We start from the raw sequence: 14,167 nt of genomic DNA, 5'->3' as shown, positions 1-14,167 counted from the left end.
CAGTCAGATGCGGACGGCCAGCTTCATCCTCGCTTTCGTCTTCACGCTCGCCGGACCCTCGATGGCTGGCTTTTCCGATCAGAACCTTCCCGGCGTCGGCACGTTTGCCTATTATGGCTCACCGGTTGCAACCTCCGCGCTCCAGCCTATGTTCGTGGCGGCCAAGTGAGCGTGGCGAGGGCTTCGTCAAGAGATCGCCGGTAAAGGGTCTTCATGTCGGTACGCATCTGTTCCGCAGTATTCCTGTCGATCCTCCTTCTCAGCGGCGCAGCGCAGGCGCAGGTCCAGTTCCAGACGCCACAGACTTCTTTCCGTTCGCTGTTCAAGATGCCCGATCCGCGCGGCGAGTTCGTGCGGCTTTGCGCGCCTCGCATGGTCGGCCGCTGGGCGCATCCCGAAAGCGTGTGCCGTTGCCTGCACGATTACGCGGCGGCAACCGTGGAAGATGCCGATTTGCGCGAAGCGCTGCTGCGCGGCATCAGCGAGACCGGTGTGCCGACGATCGAGACCGCGTGGGTGCCGGCGTCGAAGCAGGCTGAAATCGGCCCGACCTTCACCAAGATCGCCAAGCCGACGCTGCAATGCATGTTTGAGCCGGCGACGAACCAGTAAGTCAAGCTCTCTTCAGCATCCCCGCAGGCTCGACACGCCGCCAACGGTCATTGTAAGGCAGTCGCTGGTCAACGATCTGCGTGAGCCAGCCAATGCAGCCGGGACGAATCCTGATCTCATGCGCGGTGTTTTTCGCGCTGGTCCTGCCGGCCCGTGCGGCGCCCGATGAGGAACTGTTGGGGAAGGCGGCCGGCTATCCGTTAGGCTCGCCTGCCAACTGGTTCTATGACGAACGCGTCCGGGTCGGATCGTTCAGCCACCTCGACGGCATCCTGCCGCACTACACGCTGAAGAAGGCGGCCGCGCCGCGTCCGCTGCCGAAAATTTCCAGCGCGCCGAAGATCGAATACCGGTTTGAACAGCAGGGGCTTTCGCTCGACGACTTCCTCAATCGCCAGCGTGTGACCGGCTTCCTCCTGATCAAGGACGGCCAGGTGCTGGCCGAGCGCTATCAATACGACCGCAAACCGGACAACCGTTTCGTGTCGCACTCGATCGCGAAATCCATCGTCAGTATCGCGGTGGGGCTGGCGCTGGCCGAGAAGAAGATTGCCTCGCTCGACGATGCTATTGCCAAATATGTGCCTCAACTGGCCGGCAATCCCTATGGCGAGACGACGATCCGCAACATGCTGCGGATGGCGTCAGGGGTACCGTTTCAGGAAAGCTACGACGGCGACGACGATCTGGCGAAGTTCACCCGGGCCCGCATCGCACATGACTCGGTCGTGGCGCTGCGCATGTTCACGACCCGCGAGGTCGAGCAGGGGGCGCGCTTTCACTATGCGTCCAACCAGACGGTGGCGCTGACGCTGTTGCTACGCGCGGTCACCGGCTCCTCCATGAGCGAATATCTCACGACCCGGCTGTGGCAACCCATGGGCGCGGAGGCCGATGCGACCTGGATCAGGATGCGGGACGGCACCGAAGTGGGCGCGGGGAGTTTCAACGCGGTGCTGCGCGACTATGGCCGTCTCGGCATGCTGCTGGCGAATGACGGCGCACTCGACGGCCGGCAGATCCTACCGAAAGACTATCTGCGCGACGCCACCGACTGGCACCGCCAACCCGAGGCGTTCGCGCCGCGCAAGGCAACGCCGTATTTCGGCTATGGCTACCAGTTCTGGCTGTTCCCCGGCGAGAAGCGGCGGTTCGCGCTGCTCGGCGTCTACGGGCAGTCGATCTTCGTCGATCCCGAACTCAAGCTGGTGATGGTGGTTACCGCGGTGGCGAAGAACGCCAGCGTCGGAAAGGAAAGCCTCGGCCGTGAACGTGACGCGCTATGGCGCGGGGTCGTCGGCAGATTCGGAAGCTGGTAGGCTTCCGGCGTAAACGTCAACAAGATTGCACTGGGGGAAACATGCGAAACATCCTCGTCGCCTTCGTCGGAGCAGTTTCGTTGCTGGCTTCGCCGGCTCTCGCCGCAGATGCGGCGACGCAGGAGGCCAACAAGAAGACCGTGCTCGAATTCTACGAGGCCGGCCTCAACAGGAAGGATTTCGAGGCGGCATCGAAATTCTTCGGCCCGCGCTACATCCAGCACAATCCGACGGCGCCTGACGGCATCGAGGGCTTCAAGGCCTTCATCGGCTTCCTCAAGGAAAAATTCCCGGACTCGCGCAGCGAGATCAAGCGCGCCTTCGCCGACGGCGACTACGTGATCCTGCACGTCCACAGCGTGCGCGAAAAGGACACGCGCGGCCGCGCCATCGTCGACATCTTCAGGCTCGAGAACGGCAAGATCGTCGAGCACTGGGACGTCGTGCAGGAGATTCCGGAAAAGGCCGCGAACGGCAACGGGATGTTCTAGGGCGCGCTAGCTAATCGTCCAGCACGCGCGTGCGAGTTGGCGAGTCCGTATTGCGCTCAAGCGCGGACATCGATTGACGTACGTACATGTTCGCTGAGGGCCGACAGGCGACATGGGTAATGTCAAAATCAAAAAGGCCATCAAATGAGGTGGCAGAACCGTTTGGGAGAGAGCTATCTTTTTGGATGCTTCGGATGGTCCGGCCTTCCGGGACTCGCCGGAACGTCCTTAGCCTCTTCCTCAGCCAACAGCTTACGGATGATGTTCCGCTTTTCTTCGTCCCGCTCCTGTTCCAAGAGCTTTCGGTATCGGCGGATGTTCTCGTTGTGGATGAAGCGTTCCAAGGTGTGACCCCTCCAAAAGGCGGCATTCAATAAGGCCCCGACTCAACGGCCTTCATTATGTTGTCGGCGGTCGCAGTTCGCTCTTGGCCCATGCTTGAAAGTCCGGGACCTGCATCGGGTCGACGTCATCGCACTTGATACACCGAAACTTTCGTCCCCCTGTTTTGACGATGACAAAGTGCATCGCCTTGCCGCACTTCGGGCAGATCAAGCGGGAGGAGCTTTTGGGCATGCAAATCCCGCAAAGCGGCATCTGCGCCCAGTCGGCATCATTCGTTGTAGCTCCGGTGCGATAGAGCTTGAGGTTCTGCTCATGGAGGTGCTTTTCCACGATCGACTCCCTAAATAGGGCGGGGAGCACAACACTCTCAGTCACCGCTCGATGCCGAGCTTGGGGCGATGAGAAATTATTGGATTCCTGTAATTGGCCGGAGTCTACGCAAATCTATTTGACGTTTTCTTTGTCCAGAATGCTTAACAGCGGCGGAAAGCCTATGACATTTCCTAAACCCCAATGGGTAACGATGACCTCAGCGAAGGGCCAAGCAAGATTCCTTCGACGCCGGGAGGATGGACCATCACCCGTGTTTATCGACCGCATGCTTTGGCTGTACTGACCAAGTCGCGGCTTCGTCATCCTTATCTGCTTCAGCCGCCGCGGCCGTCGCCTGCACCTTGCCGGGCTTGTGATGGGCGGGCGAATAGATCGCATAGACCTGCATCGGTGTTGCGCCGATATTGGTGATGTTGTGCCAGGTCCCGGCCGGAACGAGCACGCACCAACCATTGGAGACAGTTTTTTCAAAAGTCAGCTTGTCCTTCGCGGATCCCATCTGCACTCGGCCGCTGCCCGCATCGAGGCGCAGGAACTGATCGGTTTCCGGATGCGCTTCAAGGCCAATGTCGCCGCCGACGGGGATCGACATCAGCGTGACCTGCAGATAGCGCCCACTCCAAGCGACCGACCTGTAGTTTGTATTGACCTTGGTCGCGTGCTCGATGTCGAACGATTGCGGCTGCGGTCCGGTATCTTCAATTGGATGGGCGGGCATGTCCATGACTGATCTCTCAAAGCGCATTTTGCCTTTAAGTCCCGCGGCTGAGCTGGACACGATGGGTTTGGGCGCGAGCTGGTCTAAGTTGAGTGCACCGGTGCTCGTTTGCCTCCGCCTCCGCCAGCAACCTCAAAATTAACTTTCGGCGCTCTTGGTCCATGTCGGGCGCTTCGGTTAGAAGCCTTTTAAAGATCGCCATGCTCTGCTCGTGTATGAAGTTTTCCATGCTACCTCCTGTCGCCAATTGGGAGACTGACCAGGTTCCGCCAGGCAAGCGACGTCATCGGATCCTCTGTGGCCTGTACTGTTTTGATCGAGTGCAGCGAGAATTTGCAGTCTCGACAGCCGGGGAAATCGAAAACACAGAATTCGCCCTGGAGCCCCCGCAAAGTCAAATCAGCAGAGGCAATTTCAAAGCGGCACTTGAATGGAGCTCGCGTAAATTTCGCCATGATGCACTCCTCGGAGTCCGGCGGGAGTCCACAACTCCCCGTCACCGATAATTGCCAAGCCTAGCGCCGGTGATGGAACCATCATGTCGCAGCGCAGCGCGAGTTTATGGTCAAAATTGCTCATTCGTGAAAATTTAACAATTCGCAGCTTGAGGGTGGTACCGGCGACTTGATTTAAGAAGGCCGCCGGACTGAGGCGACCTTACTGATCTGCCTTCGTTAGTTGCTCCAAATTTCCAAAGCCAACGCGTCGAGCCGCTGTTGAGTGACAGGGTCGCCGATGGAGCGAGCTATAGGCGACCTGTTCCAGCCGTCGTTCCAATTCCGCCCTGTCGTCATCTTTCTTGGGACATTATGGCTTGTGCTCGAACGCGCCGGGCTGCCAACCACGGCGGCTTACTTCCTGCTCTGTTCCGCGTGAAACGAGGCCTTCTCCGCCAGCATCTTCTCAAGCAGTTCCGCAAGCCCGGCCTGAAGCACTTGGTCATCGATCTGGGACGCGATGCGCTTGTAACGCATCATCTTGACGTCGATCTCGTCGCATTTGTTGCACATGGCTCACCGCAATGTTCGGGCGGGAGCATTTCGGACTCTCTGTCACCGGTGCCAAAAAGAGGTGGTGATACAGATCCAACACTTCGGGTTGGAAGCCGTTCCTCAAATGTGAGCAATATTGCTCACTCTCAAACGGGCGGAACGTGTTGGAAAACGGCCTTCAGGCACGCAAGGAAAAACCTGTAAGTGCGGAAGGCGAAAGGCGAGGCCCGGTTCGGGGCTTCGTATCCGGGCCTCTGACAAAACCGGAAAAGAGCCCCCGCATTGCTCGGCAATCGCTGCGATGAACGCTCGACACGTCGGCCCACGCAATTGAGAGAGGCTCCGGTCAGTCAGGCGGCCCCCGGTCCCGTGTCGTTCAAATTCAAGCCTCCGCGCTGACGAAATTATCGAACCCCTCGTAAGCCTGTCGCGGCGTCTTTCCTTCCTTGAATGCGTCAGAGAAACTGAAGATCGCCTCCGCTAGAAGCAATTCATCCGGGACAGGAAACAGGGCGCGAAGTTCAGCGAGCCAGTTCGCGTAAGAGCAAGAGATGAACTTTCCCAGGGTGTCGTTATCGCTGAATGTGTACATTTAGACCGGAGCCTTCAGGCCGGGAGATCGCAGCCATTCGCTCAGGTGCGACCCCGTTTCGGCCTGCCGCGCCTTTCGGATTGTGCCCTCTCGAACTGCGCCGTGCGGGAGCAATTCAGCTTGCTCCCGCAGACGGCATGCTTCGTCGGCAAGACGTTGCTCTAGCGAAATGGTTTGCTTGATGCGCCGTCGCTGTTGCATCGAGTCTCCGTTCAGTTGAAGGGCGGGAGCGTAAGCGTGCGTTTTCATCAAAGATAGATGCCGGTGTTCGGCGACAATCGGCAGTGTGGCATGTCGGCGGGGCGACACATGGTCAATACGGCTCACCCTCGCGCAATCGTTAACGCAGCGTGATGTCGGATCCATTCGGGAACTTTGCGGACCGCTTCTCGGAAGTCCGATATGGGTCAGTATCCGATCCCACTTTCGTCGCTAGGACAGTCGAGACGCATTCGCAGCTACCTGCTTGCGATAGAAGGCAATTATGTCGGCCGGATTTCCGCCCGTCATAAGCATTGATCGTGCTTCCATGGCGGCGTTGACTTTTTCCCTGACCATCAGGTGAGCTTCGTCGGCTGCATTCACACCACCGGTCGCAATCTTGCGAAGGCGGATATCAATTACGTTATTGCTTTCGACGGCGAGCATAAGAGCGGGATACCAAGGAAAGAAAAACATTTCGCTGTCTCCAAACAGCGGGATGCTGCACGCGCTAACTGCGCCCGGCTGGAATGGTTGCAGCAAGCTGACAAGGTGGCTTTGGGTCACAAGGCGACATCGTGCGGTCGGAGCTGCGTGTCCGCTTTGCCCCCGATCGTGTTGCAACACAATCCGCTCAAGAGCGGACATGACCTTGCTTGGATAGATATCAGCAAAGGGCCAATCGGCGTCGACCGGCCCGAACCAGTCAGCCGGCGCGCCGCCAGGACGGCGGCACGATCTTGCCGCGGCGGACGGCCATGATCAGCAGCGCCACGCCCGTGGCGGTGCAGAGCAAAAACGCGATCACTGAGGATTCCAGGCCGAAGCTACCGCCGGTGAGAGCGGCCGGTCCCTTGATGTTGGATCTGATCAGGCCCGGGTCAGTGACGCCGCCGGAAACAATGCCGGAAAATATAGCGGACTGGGTGTAGTTCCAGGACATGTGGAAGCCGATGCTGAGCCATAGGCGACGGGTGAGCATATAGGCGGCGGCAAGCAGCAAGCCGGCTTCGATGCTGATGAAAATGGCGCCGGTGATCGTGCCCGCCGGATTGAGCAGATGCACGAAGCCGAACACGAGCGACGACACCGTCAACGATATCCAGCTGCCGAACATGTCTTCGACGGAACGAAACAACACGCCGCGAAACAGCAGTTCCTCGAAAATCCCGGAACTCAGCGCCATCGCCACCGCCGGAAGGACGAAGTACCAGGGGTTAAATCCATCAATCCGGTAAATGCCGAGCATCATCAGTATCAGCACGCAGGTGCTGTAGAGGCCGGCGCCGATCAACAGGCCGACACCCAGTTCTCTGCCCATACCGGGCAGCGATAGCTCACTGACCGGACGCCGTTCGACGAACCGCGCAAAGCCCGCATACACAGCCAGAGCAAGCGCCGCCATGGCAGCTGCCGCCGCGGTGGACATCAGCGGCGTCTTCGAAAATTCAGCCATTAGTCCATTGCTCCTGCCCATCATGTAGAACAGGCCACCGCCGAGCACGACCAGCCGGGTGAGCGGGAATTTCGCGATGCGGAGCCAGAGAGCGGGCTTCGGATTAGACGTTTCCTTCGCTTCAAGAACTTGAACTGGCATTCGGACACGCACCCCCGAGCGAGTAGAACAAGCTGACTTGATGATCAGAGCAGACGCCGCGCTTGAGGAATTGATCCGCAAAGCGCCCCGAACCCGTTGCTGAACTTTAAACGCCTTTCAAACCAATGATGGCTGCCGCTGAAATTGCCTCGAATATGCTCACAGCCCGGACATCAACGCGTCAGTTATAATGCGCCTGTTTTTAATATGTCCAACGGCTCCGTCATTGATCGACGTCAAATGCATGCGGCGGCCGTTCGGATCCGCGTGTCCACCTTGCTCTCGAAAGCCGGCCGCGACTGCCGCTATCGCTTCTTGGTGCCCAGCCTTGGAATGCATTTGCGGGTGCGCAGCACGCCCGATGCGGTCATCTGCGACCCCAGCACTTCCTTGATCTGTCCCGTCGGACAGGAGCCGTCGTCGACCATCACCCGTTGGCCGAGCCGGAGGTCGGGGATGTCCTGCTCGCGCGGGAAGGTCTGCGCGGCCGCGGCCGTTGCGATCAGCGACAGCGCAAGGCCGGCGGGCAAGGCGAGGCATCGGATAGCTTTGGCGATCATTGCGGCCTCGCTCACTTGGTCTTGATCTTCAGCCCGTCGGGGCCGACGTTGATCTGCAAGCCCTCGGGTTCCTGCTTGGCCTTGTAGAGATTGTAGCTGAGCACGCCGACGGCGACGATCAGCACGCCGATCACGAGATACATAACGTTGCGATTGCCGGACATTCGGTGTTTCCACTGCTTTGAATCCAGCGTCGAGCTTAGTGACGCGGCGGCGATTCTCATAGGGCGCCGGCCAGTGTCCGGGACCGAAATGCCTTGAGCGATCCTGTTCGGGCGTTAAAATCGCACCAAAACCTGCCCCGGAGGAAATCGTGAAGACTTACCAGCTCTATATCAACGGCGCCTATGTCGATCCCGCCAACAACGAGTGGTTCGAGTCGATCGATCCCTATCGCGGCGAGGCATGGGCAAAAATCCCGCGCGGTTCCAAAGCCGATGCCGACAAGGCGGTGAAGGCGGCCAACGAGGCGATGTGGCGGGGGCCGTGGTCGAAGATGACGGCGTCGGCGCGCGGCAAGGTGATGCGCAAGCTCGGCGATCTCGTCGCGGCGAACGCCGAGCGGCTCGCCGAGATCGAGGTGCGCGACAACGGCAAGCTGATGGCGGAGATGCTGGGGCAGCTGCGCTACCATCCGGAATGGTGGTGGTATTATGCCGGGCTCGTCGACAAGCTCGAGGGCGGGCTGGTCCCGATCGACAAGCCGGACACGTTTGCCTACACCACGCATGAGCCTGTTGGCGTCGTTGCGGCGCTGACGGCCTGGAATTCACCGCTGCTGTTTGTTGCCTGGAAGTGCGCCGCGGCGCTGGCGGCCGGCTGCGCTGTCATCGTCAAGCCGTCGGAATTCACGTCCGCCAGCACGCTGGAATTTGCAGCGCTGACGAAGGAGGCCGGGATTCCCGATGGCATGTTCAACGTGGTGACCGGCTTCGGCCCCGAGATCGGAACCGAACTGGTCTCTCACCCCGGCGTCGCAAAAATCACGTTCACCGGATCGGATACGACGGGTGCAAAGGTCTACGAGACCGCGGCGCGCAGCCTGAAGCGGGTGTCGCTGGAGCTCGGCGGCAAATCGCCCAACATCGTCTTCGAGGATGCCGATCTTTCCGCCGCCGCCTCAGGCGTCATCTCGGGCATCTTCGCGGCGACCGGCCAGACCTGTATCGCCGGATCGCGGCTGCTGGTGCAGAACTCGATCAAGGACAAATTCGTCGAGCGCCTGCTGGAACTCGGAAAATCCGCCAAGATCGGCGATCCCATGCAACCGGACACCAATATCGGGCCGGTCACCACGCCGGCGCAGTACAAGAAGATTCTCGACTACATCGACATCGCGAAGGCGGAAGGCGCGCGCTGCCTGCTCGGCGGCAAGCCGGCTTCCGGCGCCGGCATCAAGGGCGGCCAGTTCGTCGAGCCGACCATCTTCACCGACGTCGACAATTCGATGCGGATCGCGCGCGAGGAAGTGTTCGGCCCGGTGCTCTCCATCATCGGCTTCGATACCGAGGAGGATGCCGTCCGCATCGCCAACGACACCATCTACGGTCTAGCCGCCGGGATCTGGACCAGGGATCTCGGACGCGCCGTGCGGGTGCCGAAACTGCTGCGGGCCGGAACAGTGTGGGTCAACACCTACCGCGCCATCAGCTACATGATGCCGTTCGGCGGCATGAAGCATTCCGGGCTCGGACGCGAGAGCGGCATCGATGCGGTGCGCGAATATCTGGAAACCAAGAGCGTATGGATTTCGACCGCCAAGGACGTTCCGGCCAATCCGTTCGTGATGCGCTGACTGGCTTGGTTCATCTTGGCGCGCCCTTCGCCTTGCGGCGCGTCCGCAAGGCGGCCAGCGATGATTTCGCCAGCCGTTCGGCGGATGCGATCAGGTGCGGCATCGGGTGGCCGGCGAATCCAAGCACGAAGCCCGGCAGCGGGCGGGCGCGAAAATAGGTTTCAGCCAGCAGCCAGCCGCCGACGCCGGCCTCGGCCTTCGCCGCGGCGGCGACGTGTGGATCGGTCGCGGGATCGAACCGTGCGACCAGATGCAGGCCCTGCGATGGCACCGGCACCGATAACCGCCCGTCCGAGACTGCCGACAGCGTCGACGCCAGCATATCGCGCGCCTCGCGATAGATCCCGCGCACCTTGCGCAGGTTTGCCGCGAACGCGCCGGAATTGAGCATGTCTGCCACCGCGCCTTCCATCAGCGTGGCCGGAAAGCGATCGAACGCGGCGCGGGCTGATGTCACTGGCCCTACGAGCCGCTCGGGGAGGGCGCAATAGCCGATGCGCAATCCCGGAAACAGCGTCTTGGCAAAGGTGCCCATGTAGATGACGCGCGAGAGGTGATCGATCCCGGCGAGCGACAGCAACGGCGCGCCGTCGTAGCGAAACTCGCTGTCGTAATCGTCCTCGATGACGAAGGCGTTCGCCTTCCGCGTCCAATCGAGCAGCTCCAGCCGCCGCGTCATCGACATCTGCACGCCGAGTGGAAACTGGTGCGAGGGCGTGACGTAGGCCGCGCCCGCCGTCGGCGCCAGCGCGCGGCCCTTGGCGACGATCATGCCTGAGGCGTCGACCGGCACCGAGACGGGCCGCAGGCCGCAATGTCCGATCGCGCGTCGTGCGGCGGGATAGCCGGGATCCTCGCACCAGATGTGATCGCCGGGTTTCAGGATCGCGCCGAGCACGATGCGCAGCGCGTGCTGCGTGCCGGATGTCAGCATGATCTGGTCGGGATCGCAGCGCAGCCCGCGCGCCGACAGCAGGTGATCGGCAATCGCGGCGCGCAGTTCGCGGCTGCCGCGCGGGTCGCCGTAGTGCAGGTGCTCAGCGCCGAAGGCGCGCATGCGGCGGCCGGCGAACGCGCGGAAGCGCTGCAGCGCCCGCGCATCGATATGGGTGCAGCCGAGCGCCAGCGGGCCTTGCTGCGGCGGCTCGACCGCGATGGTTGTCGTGCCGGCATCGCTGGCGCGCGCGGGGATGCGCGCGGCCACGAAGGTGCCGGAGCCGACCGTGGCGACCGCAAAGCCGTCCGCGATCAGCCGTTCATAGGCCGAGGTGACGGCGTTGCGGCGAAATCCGGTCTGTTTCGCCAGCGCGCGCTGCGGCGGCAGCGGCTCGCCGGGTTTTGCGATCCCGCCGGTGATGGCGTGGCACAGCGCCTGATACAGCCGGTTGGGCGAGGAGGCGCTTTTGGTGACGTGCGGCCCGTCGAGGTCGAGCGTCAGCTCGGCCTTGCGCGACGTGGCAACAGATTTGGCGGCAGAATTGGTCGGAATTTTTCGCATGGAATTGGCACTATCGCAGACCAAATCGACCGCTACAACTTGGCTGGCCGGACCAAATTCCGAGGGGGCCACCGTGACGATCGAAGGCGAGACCACCAGTTCCTATCCCGTAACGCCGCGCAACCGGGTCAAGCGCCTGCACGAGCGCGGCTCCTATGACCGGGCCAAAATTCACGCGCTGCTCGACGCCTCGATGCTGTGCCACGTTTCCTATGTGATCGACGGCCAGCCCTACTGCACGCCGACCTTCTTCTGGCGGGAAGGGGAGACGCTGTACTGGCACGGCAGCAGCGCGAGCCGCATGCTGCGCAACCAGTCCGACGGCCAGCGCGCCTGTCTCACCGTCGCCCATCTCGACAGCCTGGTGCTGGCGCGATGCGGCTTCAATCACTCGGCCGACTATCGCGCCGTGATGGCGTTCGGCACCGCCCGTCTCGTCGACGATCCCGCCGAGAAGGAGCGCGCGCTGGTCGCCATGGTCGACCGCTTCTTTCCCGATCGCACCGCCGGCTTGAGGCAAAGCACCGCACAGGAGATCAAGGCGACGTCGGTCATCGCGATGGAGATCGAAGAGGCTTCCGCCAAAGTTCGCGCCAAGGGCGTCGGCGACGACGAAGAGGACTATGCGTTGCCGATCTATGCCGAGCGCATTCCGGTACGCACCGTGCTGGGTGCGCCCGAGCCGTGCCCGCGGCTGCTGGATGGCGTCAAGCGGCCGGCGACGTTAAGTGGCTATTCGGAAGGCCGCCTGCTCGAAGATGCATTGCGGGATGCGCATATTGCATATTACGCCGGCGGCTGAGATCGGGCTAGGGTGCGCGCTCCCGAATACGCCATTGGAGTCGCCGCATGAACGCCGATACGCAACAGAGAATCCTCGACGCCGTCGATGCGGGCTTCGACGCCCAATTGGCGACGACCAGGGATTTCGTTGCGATCCCCTCGACCCGTGGCGCCGAAGGGCCGTGCCAGGACATGATCGGCGATCTCCTGCGCCAGCGCGGCTATGAGGTCGACGACTGGCATATCGATGTCGGGGATCTGAAGGATCTGCGCGGGTTTGGTCCGATCGAGCATGATTTCTCGAAGGCGCGGAGCGTGGTCGGCACCTACCGGCCGGCGAACAATGCCGGCCGATCGCTGATCCTGCAGGGCCACTGCGATGTCGTTCCGACCGGGCCCCTCGACATGTGGGAGACGCCGCCGTTCGCGCCGGTCATCAAGGACGGCAAAATGTATGGCCGCGGCGCCTGTGACATGAAGTCGGGCACCATTGGCGCGCTCTATGCGCTCGATGCCATCAAGGCTGCGGGGCTGAAGCCAACGGCGCGCATCCACTTCCAGTCCGTGATCGAGGAAGAGAGCACCGGCGTCGGCGCGCTCTCGACCCTGCAGCGCGGCTACCGCGCGGACGCCTGCTTCATCCCGGAGCCGACCGGCGAGACCATGATCCGCTCGCAGGTCGGCGTGATCTGGTTCCGCCTGAAAGTGCGCGGCTTTCCGGTGCATGTGTTCGAGGCCGGCGCCGGCGCCAACGCGATCCTGGCGGCGTATGATCTGATCCACGCGCTGCAGAAGCTCGAGGCCGACTGGAACGAGCGCGCCAAGGCGGATCGCCATTTCAACGCGGTCGCGCAACCGCTCAATTTCAACCCGGGGATCATCAAGGGCGGCGACTGGGCCTCCAGCGTGCCGGCCTGGTGCGACGTCGACTGCCGGATCGCGGTCTTGCCGGGCTGGTCGATCGCCGAATGCCAGAAGGAGATTCTGGCCTGCGTCTCGGCCGCCGCGCGTGACCACCGCTTTCTCTCCAACAACCCGCCGCAGGTGGAATGGTCGGGTTTCCTGTCGGAAGGCTATGAACTGGTGAATTCGGCCGAACCGGAAGCCGCGTTCGCCAAGGCGTTCGGCGCCGTCATTGGCGGCACCGTGCCGGATCGCGCCTTCACCGCGCTGACCGACACACGGTTCTATGGATTGAACTACGACATCCCGAGCCTCTGCTTCGGCGCCAAGGGCGCGGCGATGCACGGCTTCAACGAATATGTCGAGTTAGAGTCGCTGCGGAAGTCGACCAAGGCGACCGCGCTGTTCATCGCGGAATGGTGCGGGGTGGAGAAGGCGTAGTTCGCTCTCTCGTCGTCCCTGCGAACGCAGGGTAGCCACGCTGCCGTAGGGTGGGCAGAGCGAAGCGTGCCCACCATTGTTGGCTCAACACTAGAAGGGTGGGCACGTCGCTGCGCTCCTTTGCCCACCCTACGAGTTTTTCCTATCCCCACAACGCCTGCACGATCGCATCCAGCCCGTCGGTCAGCGCCGCCGGTCCAGGCTGCAAAATGATCGGCGACTTGATCTCGACGATGCGGTTGTTGCGCACCGCCGGGATCTCGCTCCAGCCCGGGCGCTGTCGAATCCGCTCCGGCACAACCCTCTTGCCGCACCATGACGCGAGGATCACGTCAGGCGCGGCGTCGCGCACCGCATCGGGCGAAATGATCCGGTCCTTCGCGGCCTGCTGCAGCCGCAACCCGGGCAGCGCGTCCTCGCCGCCGGCGATCTCGATCAGTTCGGATACCCAGCCGATACCGGAGATCAAGGGATCGTCCCATTCCTCGAAATAGACCTTTGGTTTCGGCAAGGGACGGGGCGTTGCGGCGATGCGCGCGAGGCGCGCTGCAAGATCACTCGCCAGTTGGTCGGCGCGTTCCGCCGCCCCGACGAGGGCACCGAGCATGCGGATCATCGCAAAGATGCCGGCGATGTCGCGGTGGTTGAAGACGTGGACGGCGACGCCGGCGCGGACCAGATCGGCGACGATGGCCGCCTGAAGGTCGGAGAAGGCCAGCACGAGGTCAGGCTGCAGCGCGAGGATCTTCGGAATGTCCGCGGAGATGAAGGCGGAAACCCGGGGCTTCTCGCGGCGGACGCCGGGCGGCCGCACGGCGTAGCCGGAGACGCCGACGATGCGGTCCTGCTCGCCGAGCAGATACAATGTCTCGACGGTCTCTTCGGTCAGGCAGACGATCCGGCGGGGCGGGAACTGGCGCATGGTGACCATATGCCGAATCCCGCAAGCCATGTCACGGCAGACATTACCTGCAACGTCATTGCCGG

General features: G+C 62.0%; 17 protein-coding genes. 7 read left to right on the top strand and 10 right to left on the bottom strand.

Annotated features, from left to right (window positions below):
* Positions 1–7 precede the first annotated feature (7 nt).
* The 4 genes from QUH67_RS19825 (at position 8) to QUH67_RS19810 (ending at position 2,422) form a co-directional block, all read left to right on the top strand.
* Positions 8–169, top strand: coding sequence for a hypothetical protein (locus tag QUH67_RS19825; RefSeq protein ID WP_300940550.1), 162 nt, complete (start codon positions 8–10; stop codon positions 167–169).
* 44 nt (positions 170–213) lie between these two features.
* Positions 214–612 carry a hypothetical protein gene (locus QUH67_RS19820; protein WP_300940549.1) on the top strand — a complete coding sequence of 133 codons (399 nt, stop codon included), beginning with the start codon at positions 214–216 and terminating at the stop codon, positions 610–612.
* 92 nt (positions 613–704) lie between these two features.
* On the top strand, positions 705–1,931 hold the full coding sequence (locus QUH67_RS19815) for a serine hydrolase domain-containing protein (protein ID WP_300940547.1): 1,227 nt from the start codon (positions 705–707) through the stop codon (positions 1,929–1,931).
* Positions 1,932–1,972: 41 nt separating this feature from the next.
* Positions 1,973–2,422: a nuclear transport factor 2 family protein gene (locus QUH67_RS19810; protein ID WP_300940545.1), complete on the top strand. Its 450-nt coding sequence runs from the start codon at positions 1,973–1,975 to the stop codon at positions 2,420–2,422.
* 399 nt (positions 2,423–2,821) lie between these two features.
* On the opposite strand, the gene QUH67_RS19805 is transcribed toward QUH67_RS19810, so the two are convergent.
* The 8 genes from QUH67_RS19805 to QUH67_RS19765 form a co-directional block, all read right to left on the bottom strand.
* Positions 2,822–3,097, bottom strand: coding sequence for a hypothetical protein (locus tag QUH67_RS19805; protein ID WP_300940543.1), 276 nt, complete (start codon positions 3,095–3,097; stop codon positions 2,822–2,824).
* Positions 3,098–3,344: 247 nt separating this feature from the next.
* Positions 3,345–3,824, bottom strand: a complete 480-nt coding sequence (locus QUH67_RS19800; protein WP_300940542.1) for a cupin domain-containing protein — start codon at positions 3,822–3,824, stop codon at positions 3,345–3,347.
* An 845-nt stretch (positions 3,825–4,669) separates the two neighbouring features.
* Entirely contained in the window at positions 4,670–4,828 is a 159-nt protein-coding gene (locus QUH67_RS19795; protein WP_300940541.1) for a hypothetical protein, read from the bottom strand.
* Positions 4,829–5,192: 364 nt separating this feature from the next.
* Entirely contained in the window at positions 5,193–5,402 is a 210-nt protein-coding gene (locus QUH67_RS19790) for a hypothetical protein (RefSeq protein ID WP_300940540.1), read from the bottom strand.
* Between the two features lie 432 nt (positions 5,403–5,834).
* On the bottom strand, positions 5,835–6,170 hold the full coding sequence (locus QUH67_RS19780) for a hypothetical protein (protein ID WP_300940539.1): 336 nt from the start codon (positions 6,168–6,170) through the stop codon (positions 5,835–5,837).
* Positions 6,171–6,309: 139 nt separating this feature from the next.
* On the bottom strand, positions 6,310–7,281 hold the full coding sequence (locus tag QUH67_RS19775; RefSeq protein ID WP_300940538.1) for a CPBP family intramembrane glutamic endopeptidase: 972 nt from the start codon (positions 7,279–7,281) through the stop codon (positions 6,310–6,312).
* Between the two features lie 224 nt (positions 7,282–7,505).
* Entirely contained in the window at positions 7,506–7,760 is a 255-nt protein-coding gene (locus tag QUH67_RS19770) for a DUF6719 family protein (RefSeq protein ID WP_300940537.1), read from the bottom strand.
* 11 nt (positions 7,761–7,771) lie between these two features.
* Positions 7,772–7,924 carry a hypothetical protein gene (locus QUH67_RS19765; RefSeq protein WP_300940535.1) on the bottom strand — a complete coding sequence of 51 codons (153 nt, stop codon included), beginning with the start codon at positions 7,922–7,924 and terminating at the stop codon, positions 7,772–7,774.
* A gap of 149 nt (positions 7,925–8,073) precedes the next feature.
* Between QUH67_RS19765 and QUH67_RS19760 the strand changes: the two genes are divergently transcribed.
* On the top strand, positions 8,074–9,555 hold the full coding sequence (locus QUH67_RS19760) for an aldehyde dehydrogenase (RefSeq protein WP_300940534.1): 1,482 nt from the start codon (positions 8,074–8,076) through the stop codon (positions 9,553–9,555).
* A gap of 10 nt (positions 9,556–9,565) precedes the next feature.
* Here the strand turns inward: QUH67_RS19760 and pdxR are convergent, their stop codons facing one another.
* A complete protein-coding gene (gene pdxR / locus QUH67_RS19755; RefSeq protein WP_300940533.1) occupies positions 9,566–11,053 on the bottom strand; it encodes a MocR-like pyridoxine biosynthesis transcription factor PdxR in 1,488 nt (495 codons plus the stop codon).
* Between pdxR and QUH67_RS19750 the strand changes: the two genes are divergently transcribed.
* Together QUH67_RS19750 and QUH67_RS19745 are read left to right on the top strand one after the other, a co-directional pair.
* Positions 11,052–11,855, top strand: a complete 804-nt coding sequence (locus QUH67_RS19750; protein WP_300940532.1) for a pyridoxamine 5'-phosphate oxidase family protein — start codon at positions 11,052–11,054, stop codon at positions 11,853–11,855. The genes pdxR and QUH67_RS19750 overlap by 2 nt on opposite strands.
* A gap of 47 nt (positions 11,856–11,902) precedes the next feature.
* Positions 11,903–13,180 (top strand): ArgE/DapE family deacylase, encoded by a 1,278-nt coding sequence (locus QUH67_RS19745; RefSeq protein WP_300940531.1) that lies wholly within the window; start codon positions 11,903–11,905, stop codon positions 13,178–13,180.
* A 142-nt stretch (positions 13,181–13,322) separates the two neighbouring features.
* Here the strand turns inward: QUH67_RS19745 and QUH67_RS19740 are convergent, their stop codons facing one another.
* A complete protein-coding gene (locus tag QUH67_RS19740) occupies positions 13,323–14,102 on the bottom strand; it encodes a cobalamin-binding protein (protein ID WP_300948102.1) in 780 nt (259 codons plus the stop codon).
* Positions 14,103–14,167: the final 65 nt, after the last annotated feature.

It is taken from the genome of Bradyrhizobium roseum, from assembly GCF_030413175.1.
Classification (GTDB): domain Bacteria; phylum Pseudomonadota; class Alphaproteobacteria; order Rhizobiales; family Xanthobacteraceae; genus Bradyrhizobium; species Bradyrhizobium roseum.
This window is presented reverse-complemented; position numbering and strand designations above follow the sequence as displayed.

Bases quoted from the DNA above. Each gene is read 5' to 3' on its own strand.
- pdxR (WP_300940533.1), bottom strand. From the start codon at position 11,053: ATGCGAAAAATTCCGACCAATTCTGCCGCCAAATCTGTTGCCACGTCG.
- QUH67_RS19740 (WP_300948102.1), bottom strand. From the start codon at position 14,102: ATGCGCCAGTTCCCGCCCCGCCGGATCGTCTGCCTGACCGAAGAGACC.
- QUH67_RS19825 (WP_300940550.1), top strand. From the start codon at position 8: ATGCGGACGGCCAGCTTCATCCTCGCTTTCGTCTTCACGCTCGCCGGA.
- QUH67_RS19765 (WP_300940535.1), bottom strand. From the start codon at position 7,924: ATGTCCGGCAATCGCAACGTTATGTATCTCGTGATCGGCGTGCTGATC.
- QUH67_RS19800 (WP_300940542.1), bottom strand. From the start codon at position 3,824: ATGGACATGCCCGCCCATCCAATTGAAGATACCGGACCGCAGCCGCAA.
- QUH67_RS19750 (WP_300940532.1), top strand. From the start codon at position 11,052: ATGGAATTGGCACTATCGCAGACCAAATCGACCGCTACAACTTGGCTG.
- QUH67_RS19820 (WP_300940549.1), top strand. From the start codon at position 214: ATGTCGGTACGCATCTGTTCCGCAGTATTCCTGTCGATCCTCCTTCTC.
- QUH67_RS19795 (WP_300940541.1), bottom strand. From the start codon at position 4,828: ATGTGCAACAAATGCGACGAGATCGACGTCAAGATGATGCGTTACAAG.
- QUH67_RS19770 (WP_300940537.1), bottom strand. From the start codon at position 7,760: ATGATCGCCAAAGCTATCCGATGCCTCGCCTTGCCCGCCGGCCTTGCG.
- QUH67_RS19815 (WP_300940547.1), top strand. From the start codon at position 705: ATGCAGCCGGGACGAATCCTGATCTCATGCGCGGTGTTTTTCGCGCTG.
- QUH67_RS19745 (WP_300940531.1), top strand. From the start codon at position 11,903: ATGAACGCCGATACGCAACAGAGAATCCTCGACGCCGTCGATGCGGGC.
- QUH67_RS19810 (WP_300940545.1), top strand. From the start codon at position 1,973: ATGCGAAACATCCTCGTCGCCTTCGTCGGAGCAGTTTCGTTGCTGGCT.
- QUH67_RS19790 (WP_300940540.1), bottom strand. From the start codon at position 5,402: ATGTACACATTCAGCGATAACGACACCCTGGGAAAGTTCATCTCTTGC.